This is a genomic window from Streptomyces violaceorubidus (assembly GCF_000717995.1).
In the GTDB taxonomy this organism is placed as follows: domain Bacteria; phylum Actinomycetota; class Actinomycetes; order Streptomycetales; family Streptomycetaceae; genus Streptomyces; species Streptomyces violaceorubidus.
Map to the genome: position 1 here is coordinate 17461 of NZ_JODM01000001.1, position 17564 is coordinate 35024.

A 17564-nucleotide genomic window follows, 5' to 3' on the forward strand; every position below is an offset into this window, starting at 1 on the left:
CCCCGCTTTTTTCGACGCTCTTTTCGACGGTGGAGGGTGCATGACAGGGGTGGGCAGGCTCGACGGCAAGCGGACGCTGGTGATCGGCGGTGGCGGGGCGGGGATCGGCCGGAGCATCGTCCGGTCCTGTGCGGCCGCCGGGGCGGCGGTCGCGGTGGCTGACGTGGATGCCGCACGGGCGACCGAGGCGGCGGACGAGTTGCTGGCGGCGGCCGGACACGTCGCCCACGCGCTCGGTGGCGACGTCCGTTCCCGCGAGCAGCTCGACGGCATGATCGAAGGCGCGGCCGAACGGCTCGGCGGGCTGGACGTCCTGATCACCGTGGTCGGCGGACAGGTGGCGTTCGTGCCCGCGGTCAGACTGCACGAGATGGCCGACGCCGACTGGGACACCGTCTACGAACTGAACCTGCGCTACGTGGCGCGTGCGGTGCGGCGTGTGCTGCGGCTGTTCCTGGAACAGGGCACCGGCGGGACCATCGTCGGCATCGGCTCGGTCACCGGCTTCATGGCCGCGCCGATGCAGGCCGGTTACGGCGCGGCCAAGGCCGGGCTCCACAGCCTGGCGCGGACCGTCGCGGCCGAGTACGCGGCCGACGGGATCCGGATGAACGTCGTGGCGGGTGGGGCGATCAGTACCGCCGTCAACGCCGGACCCGCCGCCGCGTGGGTGCCCGAGATCCCGGCGGGCCGCTACGGCACCTCGGAGGAGATGGCCGCCGCGGCCGTCTATCTGGCCTCGGACGAGGCGCGCTACGTCACCGGCCAGCAGATCGTGCTGGACGGCGGGGTCTCGGTCCGCGGTCCGTTCCCGCAGCAGCCTCTCCCGCGGTAGCCGCGGCGAGAGGGGCCGCCGGGGGCCGGTGCAGCCCGCTCAGGTCCAGCGCGGGGGCGGGCGGCAGTGGCCCCGGGCGGGACGGCGGGTGGGCCTGGAAGGACTGGAAGAGGTAGGTGAGCAGGCGGCGGGCGGCGGGGAGGGCCGTGTCGGGGGGCTGGGCGGCCAGGCCGCTCACCGCGAGGAGGAGCAGGGGGATGTCGGCCGGGTCGAAGTCCTCGCGGAGTTGACCGGCGTCGCGGGCACGCTGGACGAGGTGTGCCAGGCGCTCCTCGGCGCAGGCGCGTTCCCGGTCGTAGTCCAGGGCTTCGGGGAAGCCGGCCATGAAGACGGTCTCGAAGCCGCGGTCGGTGACCAGGGTCGTGCAGACCTTCTCCAGCAGGGTGTACAGGCCGTGACCCGGGTCGGGGTCCGCCATCGCCTCCTCGAACGCGGTCGCGCACACGGCCAGCTGGTCCTCGAAGGCGGCGGTGACGAGTGCCGAGCGGGTGGGGAAGCGGCGGTAGAGGGTGGCCACGCCGACAGCGGCCCGGCGGGCGACCGCGCTCATCGGGGCGTCCACGCCCCGGGCGGCGAAGACCTCGCGCGCGGCCTCCAGGACGCGTTCGCGGTTGCGGCGGGCGTCGGCGCGCAGCTCCGCCGGGGCCTCCGCGGTCCCCGGCTCGGGAGGGTTGTGAGAGGTCTGATCAGGCATGTTTCTCACTTCCGGGCAAGTGGAGGGTGTCGTCCACTTAGGGGCCTAGCGTGAGCCTAGCAGCGGACGCGGGCTTCGCCTCCGCGCTTCCCCACGCGATATGGATCATGAGCCATGGCTGAGATGAAGGCGGTTCTCTTCGACCGCTTCGGGCCTCCCGAGGTGCTCTACGTCGGACGGCGGCCGGTGCCGGCCATCGGCCCCGAGGAGGTGCTGGTGCGGGTGCACGCCGCCGGGGTCAACGGCGGCGACCTGCACGACCGGACGGGCAAGGTGCGCCTGGTGACCGGCCGGGCCTTCCCCAAGGGGTGCGGTATCGACTTCGCGGGGGAGGTGGCCGAGGTCGGGGCCTCGGTGCGCGGGGTCCGGGTGGGCCGGCGGGTGTGGGGGCTGCTGGGACGGCGTACCGGCAGCATGGCCGAGTACGTCGCCGTCGGTCCCCGGCACCTGGCGCCCGCGCCGGAGAACCTCACTCCGGAGGAGGCCGTCTCGCTGCTCGCGGGCGCGGCCACGGCGCTGACCGCGCTGCGGGACAAGGCCGCACTCCAGCCAGGTGAACGGCTCCTCGTGCGAGGCGGCAGCGGGGGTGTGGGCAGCGTCGCCGTACAGGTCGGCAGGCTGCTGGGCGCCCATGTCGTCGCGCTCGCGGGTGGGAGGAACCTCGACTTCGTGCGGGGGCTGGGCGCCGAGGAGGCGCTGGACCACCGGACGACTCCGCTGTCCGCCCTCGGCCGCTTCGACGTCGTCCTCGACACCGTCGGCACCGAGCAGGCCCGGGTGCGGCGGTTGCTGGCGCCGGGCGGGCGCATGGTCGCCGTCACCGTCGACTTCGACCGGCCGCTCGCGGGGATCGCCACCGTGCTCGGTTCCCTCGTGCACGGGAAGGGGCGCATCCGCGTCTTCAGCGGGAATCCCGACAGCGCGCTGCTCGCCGAGGCCGCCCGGCTCGCCGAGCGGGGCGACCTCGTCCCCGTGGTCGACACCGTCCACCCGCTCGACGGGGTCGCCGACGCCCAACGGGCCCTGGCGGCCGGGGGAGTGCGGGGCAAGCACGTCGTGCGGGTCGCCGCACAGACTGGCCGGCCGGCCGGCCCGCCTCAGAGGGCCTAGTCGGACTCCAGGAGCTCCTTGAGCCTCGCCAGGTCGGCGGTGACCATGTCCGCGTCGCGTTCGAAGTCGGCGTCGGTCGTCCCCGGCTGCCGCCGGAGGGTGAAGACCACCTCGCTCCCGGTGCCGTCGGCGATCACGCGGACCGGGTTGTGGACGGTCACGCCGGAGGGCAGCGTGACGTGGTGGTCGAGTACGCCCAGGTCGTTGGGCGGGGTGAAGGTCACCACGACCCGGCCCAGGGGGGAGGAGTCCGCGATCCACTCGTGCCCGGCCTTCTCGATGGTGGCGCCGAGACCGTGGGCCCACGCGGGCAGGTGGGCCGGGTCCGAGGCGTAGGCGTAGACGTCGGCCGCGGTGCGGTCGATGTGGACGCCGAGGTGGCGGGACTCCCTGCCGGTGCTGTTCATACCGGTGACGGTAGCGGGCCGCCGTCGCCGCCGCCTTGAAGGAATCGGACACCCGTCAGTGGTGCCAGGCCCGGCCGCCCGTGTTGTGGATGAAGCGCTGGAGCACCTTCATGGTGGTCAGGTACTCCTCGTCGGAGATCCCGGCGTGCCGTTCCGTCCACAGGTCGTCCTGGAGGGCGGCGGCCTTCTCGTAGAACGTCCTGCCCTCGGGGGTCAGGGAGAGCAGGCCGCCGGAGGCGGCCTGGGTGATCCAGCCCGCCGTGATCGTCGCGTCGATCTCCGACTCCATCGCCTCCGGGCCCGCGTCGAGGTAGTTCCGCAGGAGGCCCGAGACCTCGGCGCGGGTCTTCGGGGTCCCGGCTCGGGCGACCTGGGCGAGCACCCACCACTGGGGCTGGGTCGTGCCGAGCTCGGCGAGGGCGGCCCGGGTCCGGGTGACGACGGCTTTGTACGCCGCCCAGCTCCAGTACCCGATGGGCTGGCGGATGAGTTCGGCGTCGCTGTGCGAGTAGTCCATGGCGTCGAACGTAGAAGCTGAAGTCCGGTTGAGGTCAAGCGCCGTCCGGGGCCGGCCCGGGCCGACTCCCCGTCGGCAAAGGCACCGCCGGGGCGGGCGTAGCGTAGGTGGTATGACGACGTACGGATCCTTCCCCGGCACCCGGCCCCGGCGGCTGCGGACCACCCCCGTGATGCGTCGGATGGTCGCCGAGACCCGGCTGCACCCCGCCGACTTCATCCTCCCCGCCTTCGTCCGCGAGGGCGTGAGCGAGCCGGTGCCGATCGCGGCGATGCCCGGTGTCGTGCAGCACTCGCGGGACACGCTGAAGAAGGCGGCCGCCGAGGCGGTCGAGGCCGGGGTCTCCGGGATCATGCTCTTCGGGGTGCCGGAGGACGGGAAGAAGGACGCCGCCGGTACGGCGGGCACCGACCCCGACGGGATCCTCCAGGTCGCGCTGCGCGACGTACGGGCCGAGGTCGGGGACGAGCTGCTCGTCATGTCCGACCTCTGCCTGGACGAGTTCACCGACCACGGGCACTGCGGGGTCCTCGACGACCAGGGACGGGTCGACAACGACGCCACCCTGGAGCGGTACGCCGAGATGGCGCAGGTCCAAGCCGACGCGGGCGCCCACGTCGTGGGGCCCAGCGGGATGATGGACGGTCAGATCGGGGTCGTCCGGGACGCGCTCGACCAGATCGGGCGGGAGGACGTCGCGATCCTCGCGTACACCGCCAAGTACGCCTCCGCCTTCTACGGGCCCTTCCGGGAGGCCGTCGGCTCCTCGCTCAAGGGGGACCGCAAGACCTACCAGCAGGACGCCGCCAACGCGCGGGAGTCGCTGCGGGAGCTGGCGCTGGACCTGGAGGAGGGCGCCGACATGGTGATGGTCAAGCCGGCCGGTCCCTACCTCGACATCCTCGCCAAGGTCGCCGAGGCCTCGGACGTGCCCGTCGCCGCCTACCAGATCTCCGGCGAGTACTCGATGATCGAGGCCGCCGCCGAGAAGGGCTGGATCGACCGCGACCGGGCCATCCTGGAGTCCCTCACCGGGATCAAGCGGGCGGGCGCGCGCAACATCCTGACGTACTGGGCGACCGAGGTCGCTCGCACACTGCGCTGAGCGACCGGTGGCGGCCCTTGACGCAAGGGGTGCGGGTGCGCGGACCCCTTCAGTACTCAAGGGCGTTCGAGGCGTCGGTCTGCCAGTAGGTGACCGTCAGCGCGGTGTCGACGTACACGCCGCCCGCGGGCAGCTTGACCGTGGCGACGGAGCCGTCCTCGAAGGGGATCGTGAGGGTGGTCGTCTCGTAGCCGTTCTCGCCGCTGCCGTCGCCGGAGGACAGCCGTACGCCCGCGTAGCCCGACTCGCCGGGGGCCAGCGTCGTCAGCGACTGCGGCTTGCTGGACTCCGCGACCGGCGGCACCGACTGGGCCTCGCCGAACCGCGCCGCCGGGTACTCGGGCAGGGCGCACGTCTTCGAGCCGGTGTTGGTGGCGGTCAGCAGCAGGTGGTTGATCGGGCGGGGGGCGTTCGCCGCGGTGATCCGCACGTCGGACGCGGAGCACTTGCCGGGCAGGTCCGGGTCGGAGCTGTCGGAGCCCTTGTCGGAGCCCTTGTCGGAGCCCTCGTCCGGGCCCTTGTCGGTTCCGGCGGCGTGGGAGCCCGAGCCGGTGCCGGAGCCGGTGTCCGACGCGTTGTCGTTCCCGGCGGAACCGTTCGAGCCGTTCGAGCCGGTGGAGTCCTTCTCACCGGTGTCGCCCTTCGCGCTGCCCGCCGGCTGGGCGTTGTTCGCGTCCGCCGTCGCGGAGGTGGCGGAGTCGGGCGCCGGGGAGCCCGTGAGCTCGTCGCCCTCGCAGGCCGTGAGCGACAGCGCGGCCAGCGCGACCGTGGTGGCGGCGAACAGACGGGTACGGGTGATGCGGCGTGCGGACATGGAAGGTCCCCTTCGGATGCGAGAGTTGGGGCGGGCCGCTCGACCGTTCGGCGGGAGCGGCTGCTTGGATGACCACAGCTTGCGGCCCTGATCGTCCCGGCCGCCAGCGACGGGGGAGTATGCGGGACGGTGGGACGCTCGGAACGCTCTGACCTGCGGGAACGACGTCCCTCTGGGATGCGCTACGGGGATGCGAGGAGAGGGAGGAACGGTGGCGGGGGACGACTTCGCGGGACTGCTTCGGGAGCTGAAGGAGCGGTCCGGACTCAGTTACGGGGCACTCGGCAAGCGGCTGCACATGAGCGGTTCGACCCTGCACCGGTACGTCAGCGGGGAGGTCGTCCCGGTCGAGTTCGCGCCCGTCGAGCGCCTCGCCCGCGTGTGCCGGGCGACGCCTGAGGAACTGCTCGAACTCCACCGCCGCTGGATCCGCGCGGACGCGTTGCGCGGCGTGCGGAAGGAGGGGATCGAGGGGACGGAGGGCGCGGAGGGTGCCCAGGGCGCCGGGAGCCCGGCCTCCGCGGCTTCCGAGACGCTGTCGGCCCCGGAGGCCGCGGAGGCCCCGGAGGCCGCGGAGGCCCCGGAGGCCCCGGAGGCCCCGGAGGCCGCGGTGGCCGCAGTGGCGCCGTCCGCCCCGGAGGGCCGCCGTCGGGTTCCGCGCGCCGCGCTGTACGCCGCGACCGGCGTCGTGGCCGTCAGCGCCGCCGTGGCGCTCGTCGCCAACCTCGTGTCGGGGCCGGACGACGACGGGCGGCGCGGTCCGGCCGGAGCCGTCGCGCAGACCTCCGCGCCGGTGTCCGGGTCCGCGACCGGGACCGGGTCGGGCTCCCCGAGCCCGAGCGCCCACACCTCCTCGCCGTCCGCGTCCGCGTCCCCGTCCGGGTCCCCCGCCGCGTCGCCGTCGCGGCCGGTCACCGCCGCGCCGAGCCGCACGGCACCCGCCGACGGGCCCCTGCTCACCGTGTCGACCACCCCGTACTACTGGGACGTGCCCTGCGACCACGCCTTCCTCGTCGACCGCAGTGCGAAGAACGTGCCCAAGCCCCCGCCCCAGCAGGACGCCGTCGGCTGGGCCACCCCCCTCAACGCGGTCTCCGCGAACCGGCAGACGGTCGTCCTCACGGTGCAGGGCACCGGCCCGCAGACGGTGGTCCTGGAGGATCTGCACGTCCGGGTGAAGCGCAGTGGCCCGCCGCTGGGCTGGAACCAGTACGTGATGGGCAACGGCTGCGGCGGCCAGGTGCACACCACGGCCTTCGACGTCTCGCTCGACCTCGGCACCCCGACCGCGACGCCGATCGGAGGCCAGCGGGACTTCCCGTACAAGGTCAGCGAGTCCGACCCCGAGGTCTTCCAGGTCGCCGCGCACACCAGCGGCCACGACGTCAGCTGGGAGTTGGAGCTGGAGTGGTCCAGCGGCGGCCGGCACGGCACGACGCGCATCGACGACAACGGCAAGCCGTTCCGCACCAGCGCCTCCCGGGACGACTCCTACTACGCGTATCCCCTCGGCAGCAGCGCCTGGGAGCTGGTCGAGGGCAGCTGAGCCGCCCCGCGCCGGGGCCGCCCCGCGCCGGGGCCGCCCCGCGCCGGGGCCGCCCCGCGCCGGGGCATCGGGGCGCCGGCAAGTCCGCGCGGGGGATAGGTTGTTGACCACCAAACCGGTTCGCTTCGTCAGGCGACATCCGAAAGGTGGGACGCGCATGCCCGGTGACGCCCTGAGCCAGGACCCCGCGGAGCTGCGGAGGAGGATCGACAGCAGCAAGGCGCACCCCGCGCGGGTCTACGACGTCTTCCTCGGCGGCAAGGACCACTACCCCGCCGACCTCGACGCCGCGGCCGCGGGGCTCGCCGCCAACCCGCGCGGCTATCTCGACGTACGGCACAACCGGGACTTCCTGCGGCGCGCGGTGACCGGGCTCGCCCGGGAGGACGGCATCCGGCAGTTCCTGGACATCGGCACCGGGCTGCCGACCGCCGAGAACGTGCACCAGATCGCCCAGCGCATCGCCCCCGAGTCGCGGGTCGTCTACGTCGACAACGACCCGGTCGTGCTCGCCCACGCCCGTGCCCTGCTCACCAGCGGTCCCGAGGGGCGTACGGACTACATCGACGCCGATCTGAAGAACCCGGCGCGGATCCTCGAACAGGCCGCCGAGACCATCGACTTCGACCGGCCCGTGGCGCTCTGCCTCGTGGCCGTCCTGCACTTCGTCGAGGACGCGGAGGCGTACCCGATCGTCCGCGAGCTGATGGACGCGCTGCCCGCAGGCAGCCGGCTCGTCCTCAGCCACCTCACCGAGGACCTCAACCCGGAGAGCATCCGCGCGGTCCAGCGGACGTACACGGAGCGGGGGTTCACCTTCGTGCTGCGCTCCCGCAAGGACGTCGAGCGCTTCTTCACCGAGACCGGTCTGGAGCCGGCCGAGCCGGGGGTCGTGCCGGTGCACCACTGGCGGCCGGACCACGCGGCGCCGGTGCCGGAGCGGCCGGAGGAGTCGTACCTCGCCGGGCTGGACGACATCGAGAAGGTCCGCTACCAGGACATCAACGACGTCACGGACGCGGACATCAACGTGTACGGCGGGCTGGGCATCAAGGGCTGACGGCCCGGCGGCCCGGCGGCCGGGCCCACGGACCGCCGGTCGCCGGCCGCCGGTCGCCGGCCGGTCGCATCGGTGTCCGGATCGCGGAAAGTTCCGTGTAGGTGACATGCACGTGCCTAGGCTGCGCTCATGACCGTGACCGTGACTGAGACCGCGTCCGCCGCCACCGCCGTCCCCAGCGCTCCGCTGCCGCCGCTCGCCGCGCGTTCCCGGTCGATCGGCGGTTCGCCGGTACGGGACATCCTCGCCGTCACCGCCCGCCCCGAGGTGATCAACTTCGCGGGCGGGCTGCCGGCCCCGGAACTGTTCGACGCGGAGGGCATCGCCGCCGCGTACCGGGACGTCCTCGCCGAGACGCCCGCGCGGGCCCTGCAGTACTCCACGACCGAGGGCGAGCCCACCCTGCGGGAGGCGCTTGCCGCCCGCACCTCGGCGCGCGGGCCGGCCACCGGCGCCGACGACATCCTCGTCACCACCGGCTCGCAGCAGGCCCTGTCGCTCCTCGCCACCGTCCTGCTCGAACCCGGCGACACCGTCCTCGTCGAGCGCCCCTGCTACCTGGCCGCGCTCCAGGCCTTCGGCCTCGCGGGCGCCCGGGTGGTGGCGGTGCCCGGGGACGAGGACGGGATCGACCCCGTGGCACTGGAGGAGCTGGTGCTGCGCGAGCGCCCCAAGCTGCTCTACACGGTCCCCACCTTCTCCAACCCCACCGGCCGCACCCTGCCCGCCGCCCGCCGCGCCGCGGTCGCCGAGGTCGCCGGGCGCCGCGGCCTGTGGATCGTCGAGGACGATCCGTACGGCGAACTGCGCTTCGAGGGCGAACGGGTGCCGTGGATCGCCTCCTACGAGGGGGCCCGGGACCGGACCGTGCTGCTGGGCTCCTTCTCCAAGGTCATGGCACCCGGCCTGCGCCTGGGCTGGCTGCGGGCGCCCGTCGAACTGCTGCGGGCCTGCACGGTCGCCAAGCAGGCCGCCGACCTGCACACCCCGACCGTCAACCAGCTCGCCGCCGCCCGCTACCTGGCCGACCGCGACCTGGACGCCCACGTCGCCCGCGTCGCCGCCGCCTACGCGGTGCGCCGGGACGCCATGCTCGCGGGCCTCGCGGACGCGCTCCCGGCGGGTTCGGTGTGGACCCGCCCCGAGGGCGGCATGTTCCTGTGGGCCCGGCTGCCCGAGGGGTACGACACCACCGCCCTGCTCCCCGCCGTGGTCCGGCACGACGTGGCGTACGTGCCCGGCGCCCCCTTCCACGCCGACGAGCCCGACCACGCCACCCTGCGGCTGTGCTTCGTCACGCAGACGCCGGACGAGATCGCGGAGGGGCTGCGCAGGCTGGGGGAGGGGCTGACCGAGGCGCGTTTGGCGGTCCAGGACCAAGGGCCGAGGGCAGGGGTGCCGTCGGCGCACGTACGGTGAGGCCATGTCTGACAGCGCACGGACGACGACTCCCTTCTCCCTCGACGCCTACTTCGAGCGCATCGGCTGGGAGGGCGGGCGGCGGCCCGACGCGGCCACGCTCCGCGGTGTGCACCTCGCCCACCTGCGGGCCGTCCCCTTCGAGAACCTCGACGCCCTCGGCGGCCGGGCCCCCTCCCTGGACCTCGCGGACCTGACGGCCAAGCTGGTCCACGGCCGTCGGCGCGGCGGCTACTGCTACGAGCACAACACCCTGTTCGCGGCGGCCCTGGAGGCCCTCGGGGTCCGGGTGACCCGGCTGACGGCGCGGGTCGTCGTCGGCGCGGACCGCTTCGAGGACCGCCCGCGCACCCACATGGCCCTCCTCGCCGAGCTGCCCGGCGATCCGCAGCCGTATCTGGCCGACGTCGGCTTCGGCGCCGTGGGCTCGCTGCTGGAACCGGTGCCGCTGCTGGCGGACACTGAGTTCCACGACGCCGGGCGCCGGCACCGGCTGGTGCACGCGCCGGGCCGGGGCCCGCTGGAGACGTGGGTGCTCCAGGCGTACACCGCGGGCCGCCCGCAGGCGCAGTACGCCTTCACCCTGGAGCCGTTCGAGCCGTCCGACTACGAGGTGATCAACTGGCACATCGCCACGAACCCGCGTTCCCCGTTCGCCCGGCGCCCCTACGTCCAGCGCCTCACCCCGGGCGCGCACCTGCTCCTCGACGGCGACCGCGTCACCGTCACGCGCACCGACGACGGCACGGTCACCGAACGGAAGCTGTCCGACGAGGCGCAGGCCCGCCGGGTGCTGGCCGAGGAGTTCGGCATCGACGCACCCGAGGGCCTGACGCTGCTGCGGTGAGGGGGGTCAGAGCCGCTCGGGCGTCCGGATGCCCAGCAGGGCCATGCCCCGGTGCAGGGTGCGGGCCGTGAGGTCGCACAGGAAGAGGCGGTTCTCCACCTGCGCCGGCGTCTCGGCCTTCAGGACCGGGCACTTGTCGTAGAACGTCGTGTAGAGCGACGCCAGCTGGTACAGGTACGCGGCCAGCTTGTGCGGGGCGTACTCCGCCGCCGCCTCGAAGACCGTGTCCCCGAACGCGTCCAGGTGCAGGCCCAGCGCGCGCTCCGCCTCGTGCAGCTCCAGCTCCGGGTGGGCGGCGGGGCGGACCTCGCCGGCCTTGCGGAGGATGGACTGGATACGGGCGTAGGCGTACTGGAGGTACACGCTGGTGTCGCCGTTGAGCGAGACCATCTGGTCCAGGTCGAACTTGTAGTCCCGGTTCGGCGACGTCGACAGGTCCGCGTACTTCACGGCCCCGATGCCGACCTGCGCGGCCCGCTCCTGGATCTCGTCCTCGGTGAGGTCCCGCGCCTTCTCCCGCACGACCTCGGCCGCCCGCTGCACGGCCTCGTCCAGCAGGTCCTCCAGGCGCACGGTCTCGCCCGCGCGCGTCTTGAAGGGCTTGCCGTCGGCGCCGAGCACCGTGCCGTAGGCCATGTTGTGCGCGGTGACCTCGTCGCCGAGCCAGCCGGCCCGGCGGGCGGTCTCGAAGACCATCCGGAAGTGCAGCGACTGGCGCACGTCCACGACGTACAGCAGCGTGGTGGCGTGCAGGTCCTGGACGCGGTTGCGGACCGCGGTCAGGTCGGAGGCGGGGTAGCCGAAGCCGCCGTCCGCCTTCTGCACGATCAGCGGGACCGGCTGGTCGTCCTTGCCGCGGATCTCGTCGAAGAACACCACGAGCGCGCCCTCGGAGCGCTCCGCGACGCCCATCTCCTCCAGGAGGCGGACGGTCTCGGGCATGCCGTCGTTGTACGCGGACTCGCCGACGATCTCCTCGTCGCGGATCTCCATGTCGAGCTTCTCGAAGACGGAGTAGAAGTAGACCTTCGACTCGTCCACGAACTGCTGCCACAGCTCCAGCGTCTCCTTGTCGCCGGACTGGAGGGCGACGACCCGCTTGCGGGCCCGCTCCTTGAAGGCGTCGTCCGCGTCGAAGACCGCACGCGACGCCTTGTACACCCGGTTCAGGTTCGACATGGCCTGCTCGCCGTCGACGTCGTCGGCCGGGGCCAGCTCGCCGGGGTGCTCGACCAGGTACTGGATGAGCATGCCGAACTGGGTGCCCCAGTCGCCGATGTGGTGCCGGCCGATCGTCTTCTCGCCGGTGAAGTCGAGCATGCCGCGCAGGGCGTCGCCGATGACCGCCGAGCGCAGGTGGCCGACGTGCATCTCCTTCGCCACGTTCGGCTGGGCGTAGTCGATGACCGTGGTGCCCGCGTTCTGCTTCAGCGGCACGCCGAGGCGCTCGCCGTCCGCGAGCCGCGCGGCGAGATTGGCGGTGATCGCCCGGTCGGCGACGGTGATGTTGAGGAAGCCGGGGCCGGAGACCTCGACGTCCTTGATCAGCTCGTCACCGGTCGTGATGTGGGCGACGACCTCGCCCGCCAGCTCCCGCGGGTTGGCCTTCGCCTTCTTGGCCAGGGCGAGGATGCCGTTGGCCTGGTAGTCCGCCCGGTCGCTACGTCGCAGCAGCGGGTCGGCGCCGGCGGCCTCCGGCCGGGTGGCCGTGAGCGCGGACGCGAGCTGCTGCTGGACGGAGTCGGTGAGGGACGTGACCGAGGCCATGGAGTGGCTGCCGTTCTGCTCGGGTTCCTGGAAGTAGTACAGAAACCGAGTATCCCATGCGGTGAAAAGCGGTTTTCGCGGATGCGGGCCGGGCTGGGAGAATGGGACGGACGGCCGTGCGACGTACCGGCCGTCTCCGGAGCAGTTGCCGAAGAAGTCTCAGGAAAGAGGACGTGCCGATCGTGGCTCAGAGCACAGAGACCACCGACTGGGTCTCCCGTTTCGCGGACGAGGTCATCGCCGAGTCGGAGCGTCGTGCCCCGGGCAAACCTGTGGTCGTCGCGTCCGGACTCTCCCCGTCCGGTCCCATCCACCTCGGCAACCTGCGCGAGGTGATGACCCCGCACCTGGTCGCCGACGAGGTGCGCCGCCGGGGCCACCAGGCGCGGCACCTGATCTCCTGGGACGACTACGACCGCTACCGCAAGGTCCCGGCCGGTGTCCCCGGCGTGGACGAGACCTGGGCCGAGCACATCGGCAAGCCCCTGACCTCCGTCCCGGCCCCCAAGGGCTCCCCGCACCCGAACTGGGCGGAGCACTTCAAGGCAGCGATGGTCGCCTCGCTCGCCGAGCTGGGCGTCGAGTTCGACGGGATCAGCCAGACCGCGCAGTACACCTCGGGTGTCTACCGCGAGCAGATCCTGCACGCCATGAAGCACCGGCGGGACATCGACGCGATCCTCGACCAGTACCGGACCAAGAAGCCCGCGAAGCAGCCGCAGAAGTCGCAGAAGCCTGTCGACGAGGCCGAGCTGGAGGCCGCCGAGGGCTCCGGCGCCGCCGCCGAGGACGACGGCAGCTCCGGCTCCGCCGGGTACTTCCCGTACAAGCCGTACTGCGGCAACTGCGAGAAGGACCTGACGACGGTCACCGCCTACGACGACGACTCCACCGAGCTGACGTACGCGTGCACGGCCTGCGGCTTCTCCGAGACCGTGCGGCTGAGCGAGTTCAACCGAGGCAAGCTGGTCTGGAAGGTCGACTGGCCGATGCGCTGGGCCTACGAGGGCGTCGTCTTCGAGCCCAGCGGCGTCGACCACTCCTCGCCCGGGTCGTCCTTCCAGGTCGGCGGGCAGATCGTCGGGATCTTCGGCGGCACGCAGCCCATCGGCCCGATGTACGCCTTCGTCGGCATCAGCGGCATGGCCAAGATGTCCTCCTCCAAGGGCGGCGTGCCCACCCCGGCCGACGCGCTCCAGATCATGGAGCCCCAGCTGCTGCGCTGGCTGTACGCCCGCCGCAGGCCCAACCAGTCCTTCAAGATCGCCTTCGACCAGGAGATCCAGCGGCTGTACGACGAGTGGGACCGCCTCGAGGCCAAGGTCGCTGGGGGTACCTCCCAGGCTATCGGCGCTGGGGGAGGCTCGGCCCTCCCCGCCGACGCCGCCGCCCACTCGCGCGCGGTGCGCACGGCCGCCGGTGAGCTGCCGCGCACGCCCAGGCCGCTGCCGTACCGCACGCTCGCCTCGGTGGCCGACATCACCGCCGGCCACGAGGACCAGGCGCTGCGCATCCTCGGCGAGCTGGACCCGGCGAACCCGATCGCGTCGCTGGAGGAGGCCCGGCCGCGCTACGACAAGGCCGAGGCGTGGATCAACACCCACGTCCCCGCCGACCAGCGCACCGTCGTGCGCCAGGAGCCCGACGCCGAGCTGCTCAAGTCCCTCGACGAGCCGAGCCGCCAGTCGCTGCGGCTGCTGCTCGACGGGCTGGCCGACCACTGGTCCCTGGACGGCCTCACCCACCACGTCTACGGCGTCCCCAAGGTCCAGGCGGGGTTCCCCGCCGACGCCACCCCCAAGGAACTGCCGCCGGAGATCAAGACCGCCCAGCGGACGTTCTTCGCGCTGCTGTACCACCTGCTCGTAGGCCGCGACACCGGCCCGCGCCTGCCCACGCTGCTGCTCGCGGTCGGACAGGACCGGGTGCGGACCCTGCTCGGGGAGTAGGACCCGCCCGACACGGCGAAGGGGGCACCCGGTCCGCACCGGGTGCCCCCTTCGCCATGCGTGCCGCACGTACGGCACGTACGGCACGTGCCGCACGTGGCTCCGTCAGGCGATGTGCTCCTCCTCCAGCTCCGCGCCGTGGCGCTCCTGGAACCGCAGCACCATGCGCTTGGCGTCGGCGTCCAGGAGGGACACACCGAAGGTGGCCTCCACGTCGTAGGCGAACTCGCGCGGGGTGGGGTAGCCGCTGCCGTTGTTGATCGACTGCTTGAAGACCTGGTAGTAGTCGTCCTCCTCCGGGCCCTCGGGCTCCGGCGTGCCGCCGCCCTCCCCCAGCTCGCGGGTGCGGTGCGGCCCGACCGGTATGGGGAAGCTGCCGGTCTCCTCCGCAGACGGCTCCTGCGGGGGCGGCTCCTCCTCGAACTGCTGCCGGTACTGCTCGGCCTGCCGCTGCTCCGCCTCCCACTGGGCGTACTGGTCCGGGTCGTACGTCGGGTCGTAGTCGCCGTGGTACTCGACCGACTGCGGGTCCCGGGCGTGCAGCCACGGGTTCTGCTCCTCCACCGCCGGCCCGTCCTCCCGCACCGGCTCCGGGTCCCGGGCGCCGACCAGCTCGGCACGCTGCTCGGCCGGGGGAGCCTGCGGGGCCGGCTCCTGGGGCCGGGGCGCCGGCGGGAGCAGGGCCGGTTCGATGCCCGCCGCCGCCAGCCCGGAGGGGGCGGTCTGGGCCAGCGGGACGCCGTAGCGGGCCAGCCGCAGCGGCATCAGGGACTCCACGGGCGCCTTGCGGCGCCAGGCGCGGCCGAAGCGGGAGCGCAGCCGGGCCTGGTAGACCAGCCGCTCCTGCTCCAGTTTGATCACCTGCTCGTAGGAGCGCAGCTCCCACAGCTTCATGCGGCGCCACAGCAGGAACGTCGGCACCGGCGAGAGCAGCCAGCGGGTGAGGCGGACGCCCTCCATGTGCTTGTCGGCGGTGATGTCGGCGATCCGGCCGGTCGCGTGCCGGGCGGCCTCCACCGACACCACGAACAGGATCGGGATCACGCCGTGCATGCCCACGCCCAGCGGGTCGGGCCAGGCCGCCGCGCCGTTGAACGCGATCGTCGCCGCCGTCAGCAGCCACGCCGTCTGACGCAGCAGCGGGAAGGGGATGCGGATCCAGGTCAGCAGCAGGTCCAGGGCGAGCAGCACGCAGATGCCCGCGTCGATGCCGATCGGGAAGACGTAACTGAAGTTCCCGAAGCCCTTCTTCAGGGCCAGCTCGCGCACCGCCGCGTACGAACCCGCGAAGCCGATTCCGGCGATGATGACGGCACCGAAGACGACCATGCCGATGAGAACACGATGCGTCCGTGTCAGCTGAAGTGGCGCGGCCACCCGTACTCCCCTCCCATTGCGTGTTGTTGCGCGCAACAGAGTGGCACATGTGTGCGGGGGACGGGTGGCCGGTAGGCCCAAGAGGCCGTCAGCCGTCCTTCGCGGGCGCCGTCGACGACGACTTCGACGGCTGTCCGGAGGACGACTTCGACGGTGACGGCGCACCGCTCGACGTGCCACCGCCGGCGGCGGCGCCGTTGGCCTTCGCCACCGCGGCCACCGCCTCCTTGGCCGCCTTCTGCGCGTCCTTCGCCAGGTCGTCGGCGTCCGGGGTCTTGTCGCCCGCCAGGCCCGCGCCGTTGAAGTCGACGGTGACGACGACGTTCTCGACCCGCGTCACGACGGTCTGCTGCTTGAAGGTGCCTTCCTTCTTCTTCAGGTCGTAGCGCACCAGCGAGGCCTCGTCGCCCGTGCCGCTCACCGGCGCGGTCTTGACGCTCTTCGCGCCCTCGGCACTCTGCGCGTCCTTCAGCTGCTTCAGGTAGTAGTCGTGCGCCAGCTTGTCGCCCTCGCCACGCGTCACGTCCGACTCGAAGCGCAGCATCGACACGCTCAGCCAGCGGAACTGGGAGCCCTTCACGCCGTTGTCGTCGAGACTGTCCCAGGAGCAACCGGCCCGCGTCGCCGTGTCGTTGGACGCGCCCTCCTTGCCGGAGTCGCCCTTGGGCACCAGGTCTTTCAGCGTCTTCTTCGACACCACCGAGCACGGCTCGGGCAGCTTCCCGAACGCCGCCGGCCGCACCGTCGGGGACGGGCTCGCGGTCCGGGACGCGGCGGACTCCTCCGCGGCCTTCTCCTTGCCGTCGTCGGAGCCGGAGTCCGAGGAGCAGCCGGCTGCCACCAGCATCACGGGTACGGCGGCCGCGCCGACAAGGACGCGGGTGAGTCGCTTCGCTCGCTTCGCTTGCGGGTCTCGCTGGGCTCGTAGCTGCATGGTTCCTTCACTCATGGCACTCGTGGTTCCTGCGTTCGGATCGGGTCCGAGGGGCCACGGTACGCGGTGAAGAAATCGTGCGGTCCCGCTCCGGAAGCGTCCCTCGCGGGCGCGGCGGAGCCCCGGCGGGACTCAGCCGCCCATCGAATCCGCCAGCTGGGAGGCCAGTTTCCGCGCCATGTCCTGCATTTCCTCGCTGTCCGGCACGACGCCGAGCGTCGCCGACTGCTCGGCGTACTCGATGGTCACCATGACGTTCGACGTGCGGAACGCCACAGTCACCGTGCGCCGCTTCGCCGTCGAACCGGAGCTGCTGAGCGCGTCGTCCACGAACGCCTCGTCGCCCAGGTCGTCCAGGAGCCGGGGCTGGACCTCGGTGAGCGGGGCGCCGGGGGCCGCGCTCGACGAGGAAGAGGAAGAGGACGCGGAGGAGGACGTGGAGGAGGACGCGGAGGAGGACGTGGAGGACGGCGAGGGCGTACCGCCCGCGCCGGAGGGCGGCTCCCCGGAGGCGCCCGAGTCCCCCGAGGACGCCGAAGGGTCACCGGTCGGGGAGTCCTCGGCGGACCCCGATTCCGAGACCACCGGCTCGGGCAGGTCGGCGGCCTCCACCTGCTGGGCGAAGAGCTGCTCGGCCTCGCTGTCGTCGCTCACGGCGCTGTCGTACGACACCACCCGCTCGAAGTCGACGAAGAGATGGTCGGTGGCCTCGGCCGACTCCACCTTCCAACGGCAGCCGACCTTGCGGTCGGTGTCGTAGGCGAGCGTCGGCTCGCCCGCGTACGCCTTCGCGCGCTGCTCCTCGTCGGTGATCTCCTCGATGCCGGGCAGGAGGGAGTCGAGCGCCTTGTGGCCGACCGCGCCGCACGGCTCCGGAAGGGTGCGGTACTTGCCGGGCTGGGCCGCCTCGGTGACGACGCCGGGCTCGCCCGGGTTGGAGTCGTCCGCGGTGGCGCCGCCCCCCGAGCCGCCGGTGCAGCCGGCCAGCAACGCCGCCATGAGGGCGGCGACGCCGGGTACGTAGGCCTTCCGCTGCACGGTGCGGCTCCTCTCGCCGGTGTGGCTGTGGTCGGTACTCCAGTGTCCCCGCTGGTTATTCGCTTGCCGCGCGGGGGCGTCCCCTGGAGACAATGTGTATCGCACGCGCCGCCGTGAACGCCGGTCAGCCGTCCCATTGGCTGCC

Annotated in this window: 16 protein-coding genes; 8 read left to right on the forward strand and 8 right to left on the reverse strand. The window is 72.7% G+C overall.

The features are described from left to right. Positions 1 to 40 precede the first annotated feature (40 nt). Positions 41 to 835 carry an SDR family NAD(P)-dependent oxidoreductase gene (locus IE94_RS0100090; RefSeq protein ID WP_030145246.1) on the forward strand — a complete coding sequence of 265 codons (795 nt, stop codon included), beginning with the start codon at positions 41 to 43 and terminating at the stop codon, positions 833 to 835. On the opposite strand, the gene IE94_RS0100095 is transcribed toward IE94_RS0100090, so the two are convergent. After that, entirely contained in the window at positions 759 to 1529 is a 771-nt protein-coding gene (locus IE94_RS0100095) for a TetR/AcrR family transcriptional regulator (RefSeq protein ID WP_078606362.1), read from the reverse strand. The two genes, IE94_RS0100090 and IE94_RS0100095, sit on opposite strands and share 77 nt — an antisense overlap. A gap of 114 nt (positions 1530 to 1643) precedes the next feature. Here IE94_RS0100095 and IE94_RS0100100 point away from each other — a divergent pair, with 114 nt between their 5' ends. Beyond that, complete coding sequence (locus tag IE94_RS0100100) at positions 1644 to 2639, forward strand: NAD(P)-dependent alcohol dehydrogenase (RefSeq protein ID WP_078606363.1); 996 nt, start codon at positions 1644 to 1646, stop codon at positions 2637 to 2639. On the opposite strand, the gene IE94_RS0100105 is transcribed toward IE94_RS0100100, so the two are convergent. Next, on the reverse strand, positions 2636 to 3046 hold the full coding sequence (locus IE94_RS0100105) for an SRPBCC family protein (RefSeq protein WP_030145249.1): 411 nt from the start codon (positions 3044 to 3046) through the stop codon (positions 2636 to 2638). The genes IE94_RS0100100 and IE94_RS0100105 overlap by 4 nt on opposite strands. Before the next feature lie 55 nt (positions 3047 to 3101). Beyond that, entirely contained in the window at positions 3102 to 3563 is a 462-nt protein-coding gene (locus IE94_RS0100110) for a MarR family winged helix-turn-helix transcriptional regulator (RefSeq protein ID WP_030145250.1), read from the reverse strand. Between the two features lie 112 nt (positions 3564 to 3675). Between IE94_RS0100110 and hemB the strand changes: the two genes are divergently transcribed. Further along, positions 3676 to 4668: a porphobilinogen synthase gene (gene hemB, locus IE94_RS0100115; protein WP_030145251.1), complete on the forward strand. Its 993-nt coding sequence runs from the start codon at positions 3676 to 3678 to the stop codon at positions 4666 to 4668. Between the two features lie 49 nt (positions 4669 to 4717). Here hemB and IE94_RS40225 read toward each other — a convergent pair whose 3' ends face one another. Further along, positions 4718 to 5482, reverse strand: coding sequence for a DUF4232 domain-containing protein (locus tag IE94_RS40225; RefSeq protein WP_030145252.1), 765 nt, complete (start codon positions 5480 to 5482; stop codon positions 4718 to 4720). Positions 5483 to 5693: 211 nt separating this feature from the next. Here IE94_RS40225 and IE94_RS0100125 point away from each other — a divergent pair, with 211 nt between their 5' ends. The 4 genes from IE94_RS0100125 to IE94_RS0100140 all read left to right on the forward strand — a co-directional run bounded on the left by IE94_RS0100125 (position 5694) and on the right by IE94_RS0100140 (position 10354). Further along, positions 5694 to 7028: a helix-turn-helix domain-containing protein gene (locus tag IE94_RS0100125; RefSeq protein WP_030145253.1), complete on the forward strand. Its 1335-nt coding sequence runs from the start codon at positions 5694 to 5696 to the stop codon at positions 7026 to 7028. Between the two features lie 157 nt (positions 7029 to 7185). Beyond that, positions 7186 to 8088 carry an SAM-dependent methyltransferase gene (locus IE94_RS0100130; RefSeq protein WP_030145254.1) on the forward strand — a complete coding sequence of 301 codons (903 nt, stop codon included), beginning with the start codon at positions 7186 to 7188 and terminating at the stop codon, positions 8086 to 8088. Positions 8089 to 8223: 135 nt separating this feature from the next. Further along, positions 8224 to 9507 (forward strand): aminotransferase-like domain-containing protein, encoded by a 1284-nt coding sequence (locus IE94_RS0100135; RefSeq protein ID WP_051777218.1) that lies wholly within the window; start codon positions 8224 to 8226, stop codon positions 9505 to 9507. A gap of 4 nt (positions 9508 to 9511) precedes the next feature. Beyond that, the gene (locus tag IE94_RS0100140; protein ID WP_030145256.1) at positions 9512 to 10354 is read left to right on the forward strand and encodes an arylamine N-acetyltransferase family protein; all 843 of its coding nucleotides are present in this window, start codon (positions 9512 to 9514) and stop codon (positions 10352 to 10354) included. Between the two features lie 6 nt (positions 10355 to 10360). Here IE94_RS0100140 and argS read toward each other — a convergent pair whose 3' ends face one another. After that, positions 10361 to 12121, reverse strand: coding sequence for an arginine--tRNA ligase (gene argS, locus IE94_RS0100145; protein ID WP_030145257.1), 1761 nt, complete (start codon positions 12119 to 12121; stop codon positions 10361 to 10363). Between the two features lie 173 nt (positions 12122 to 12294). Here argS and lysS point away from each other — a divergent pair, with 173 nt between their 5' ends. After that, positions 12295 to 14070 (forward strand): lysine--tRNA ligase, encoded by a 1776-nt coding sequence (lysS, locus tag IE94_RS0100150; protein ID WP_030145258.1) that lies wholly within the window; start codon positions 12295 to 12297, stop codon positions 14068 to 14070. A gap of 105 nt (positions 14071 to 14175) precedes the next feature. Here lysS and IE94_RS0100155 read toward each other — a convergent pair whose 3' ends face one another. The 3 genes from IE94_RS0100155 to IE94_RS0100165 all read right to left on the reverse strand — a co-directional run bounded on the left by IE94_RS0100155 (position 14176) and on the right by IE94_RS0100165 (position 17419). Further along, a complete protein-coding gene (locus IE94_RS0100155; RefSeq protein ID WP_030145259.1) occupies positions 14176 to 15447 on the reverse strand; it encodes a DUF2637 domain-containing protein in 1272 nt (423 codons plus the stop codon). 88 nt (positions 15448 to 15535) lie between these two features. Next, complete coding sequence (locus IE94_RS0100160) at positions 15536 to 16396, reverse strand: DUF3558 family protein (RefSeq protein WP_037921401.1); 861 nt, start codon at positions 16394 to 16396, stop codon at positions 15536 to 15538. A gap of 117 nt (positions 16397 to 16513) precedes the next feature. Beyond that, a complete protein-coding gene (locus tag IE94_RS0100165) occupies positions 16514 to 17419 on the reverse strand; it encodes a hypothetical protein (RefSeq protein ID WP_030145261.1) in 906 nt (301 codons plus the stop codon). Positions 17420 to 17564 lie beyond the last annotated feature (145 nt).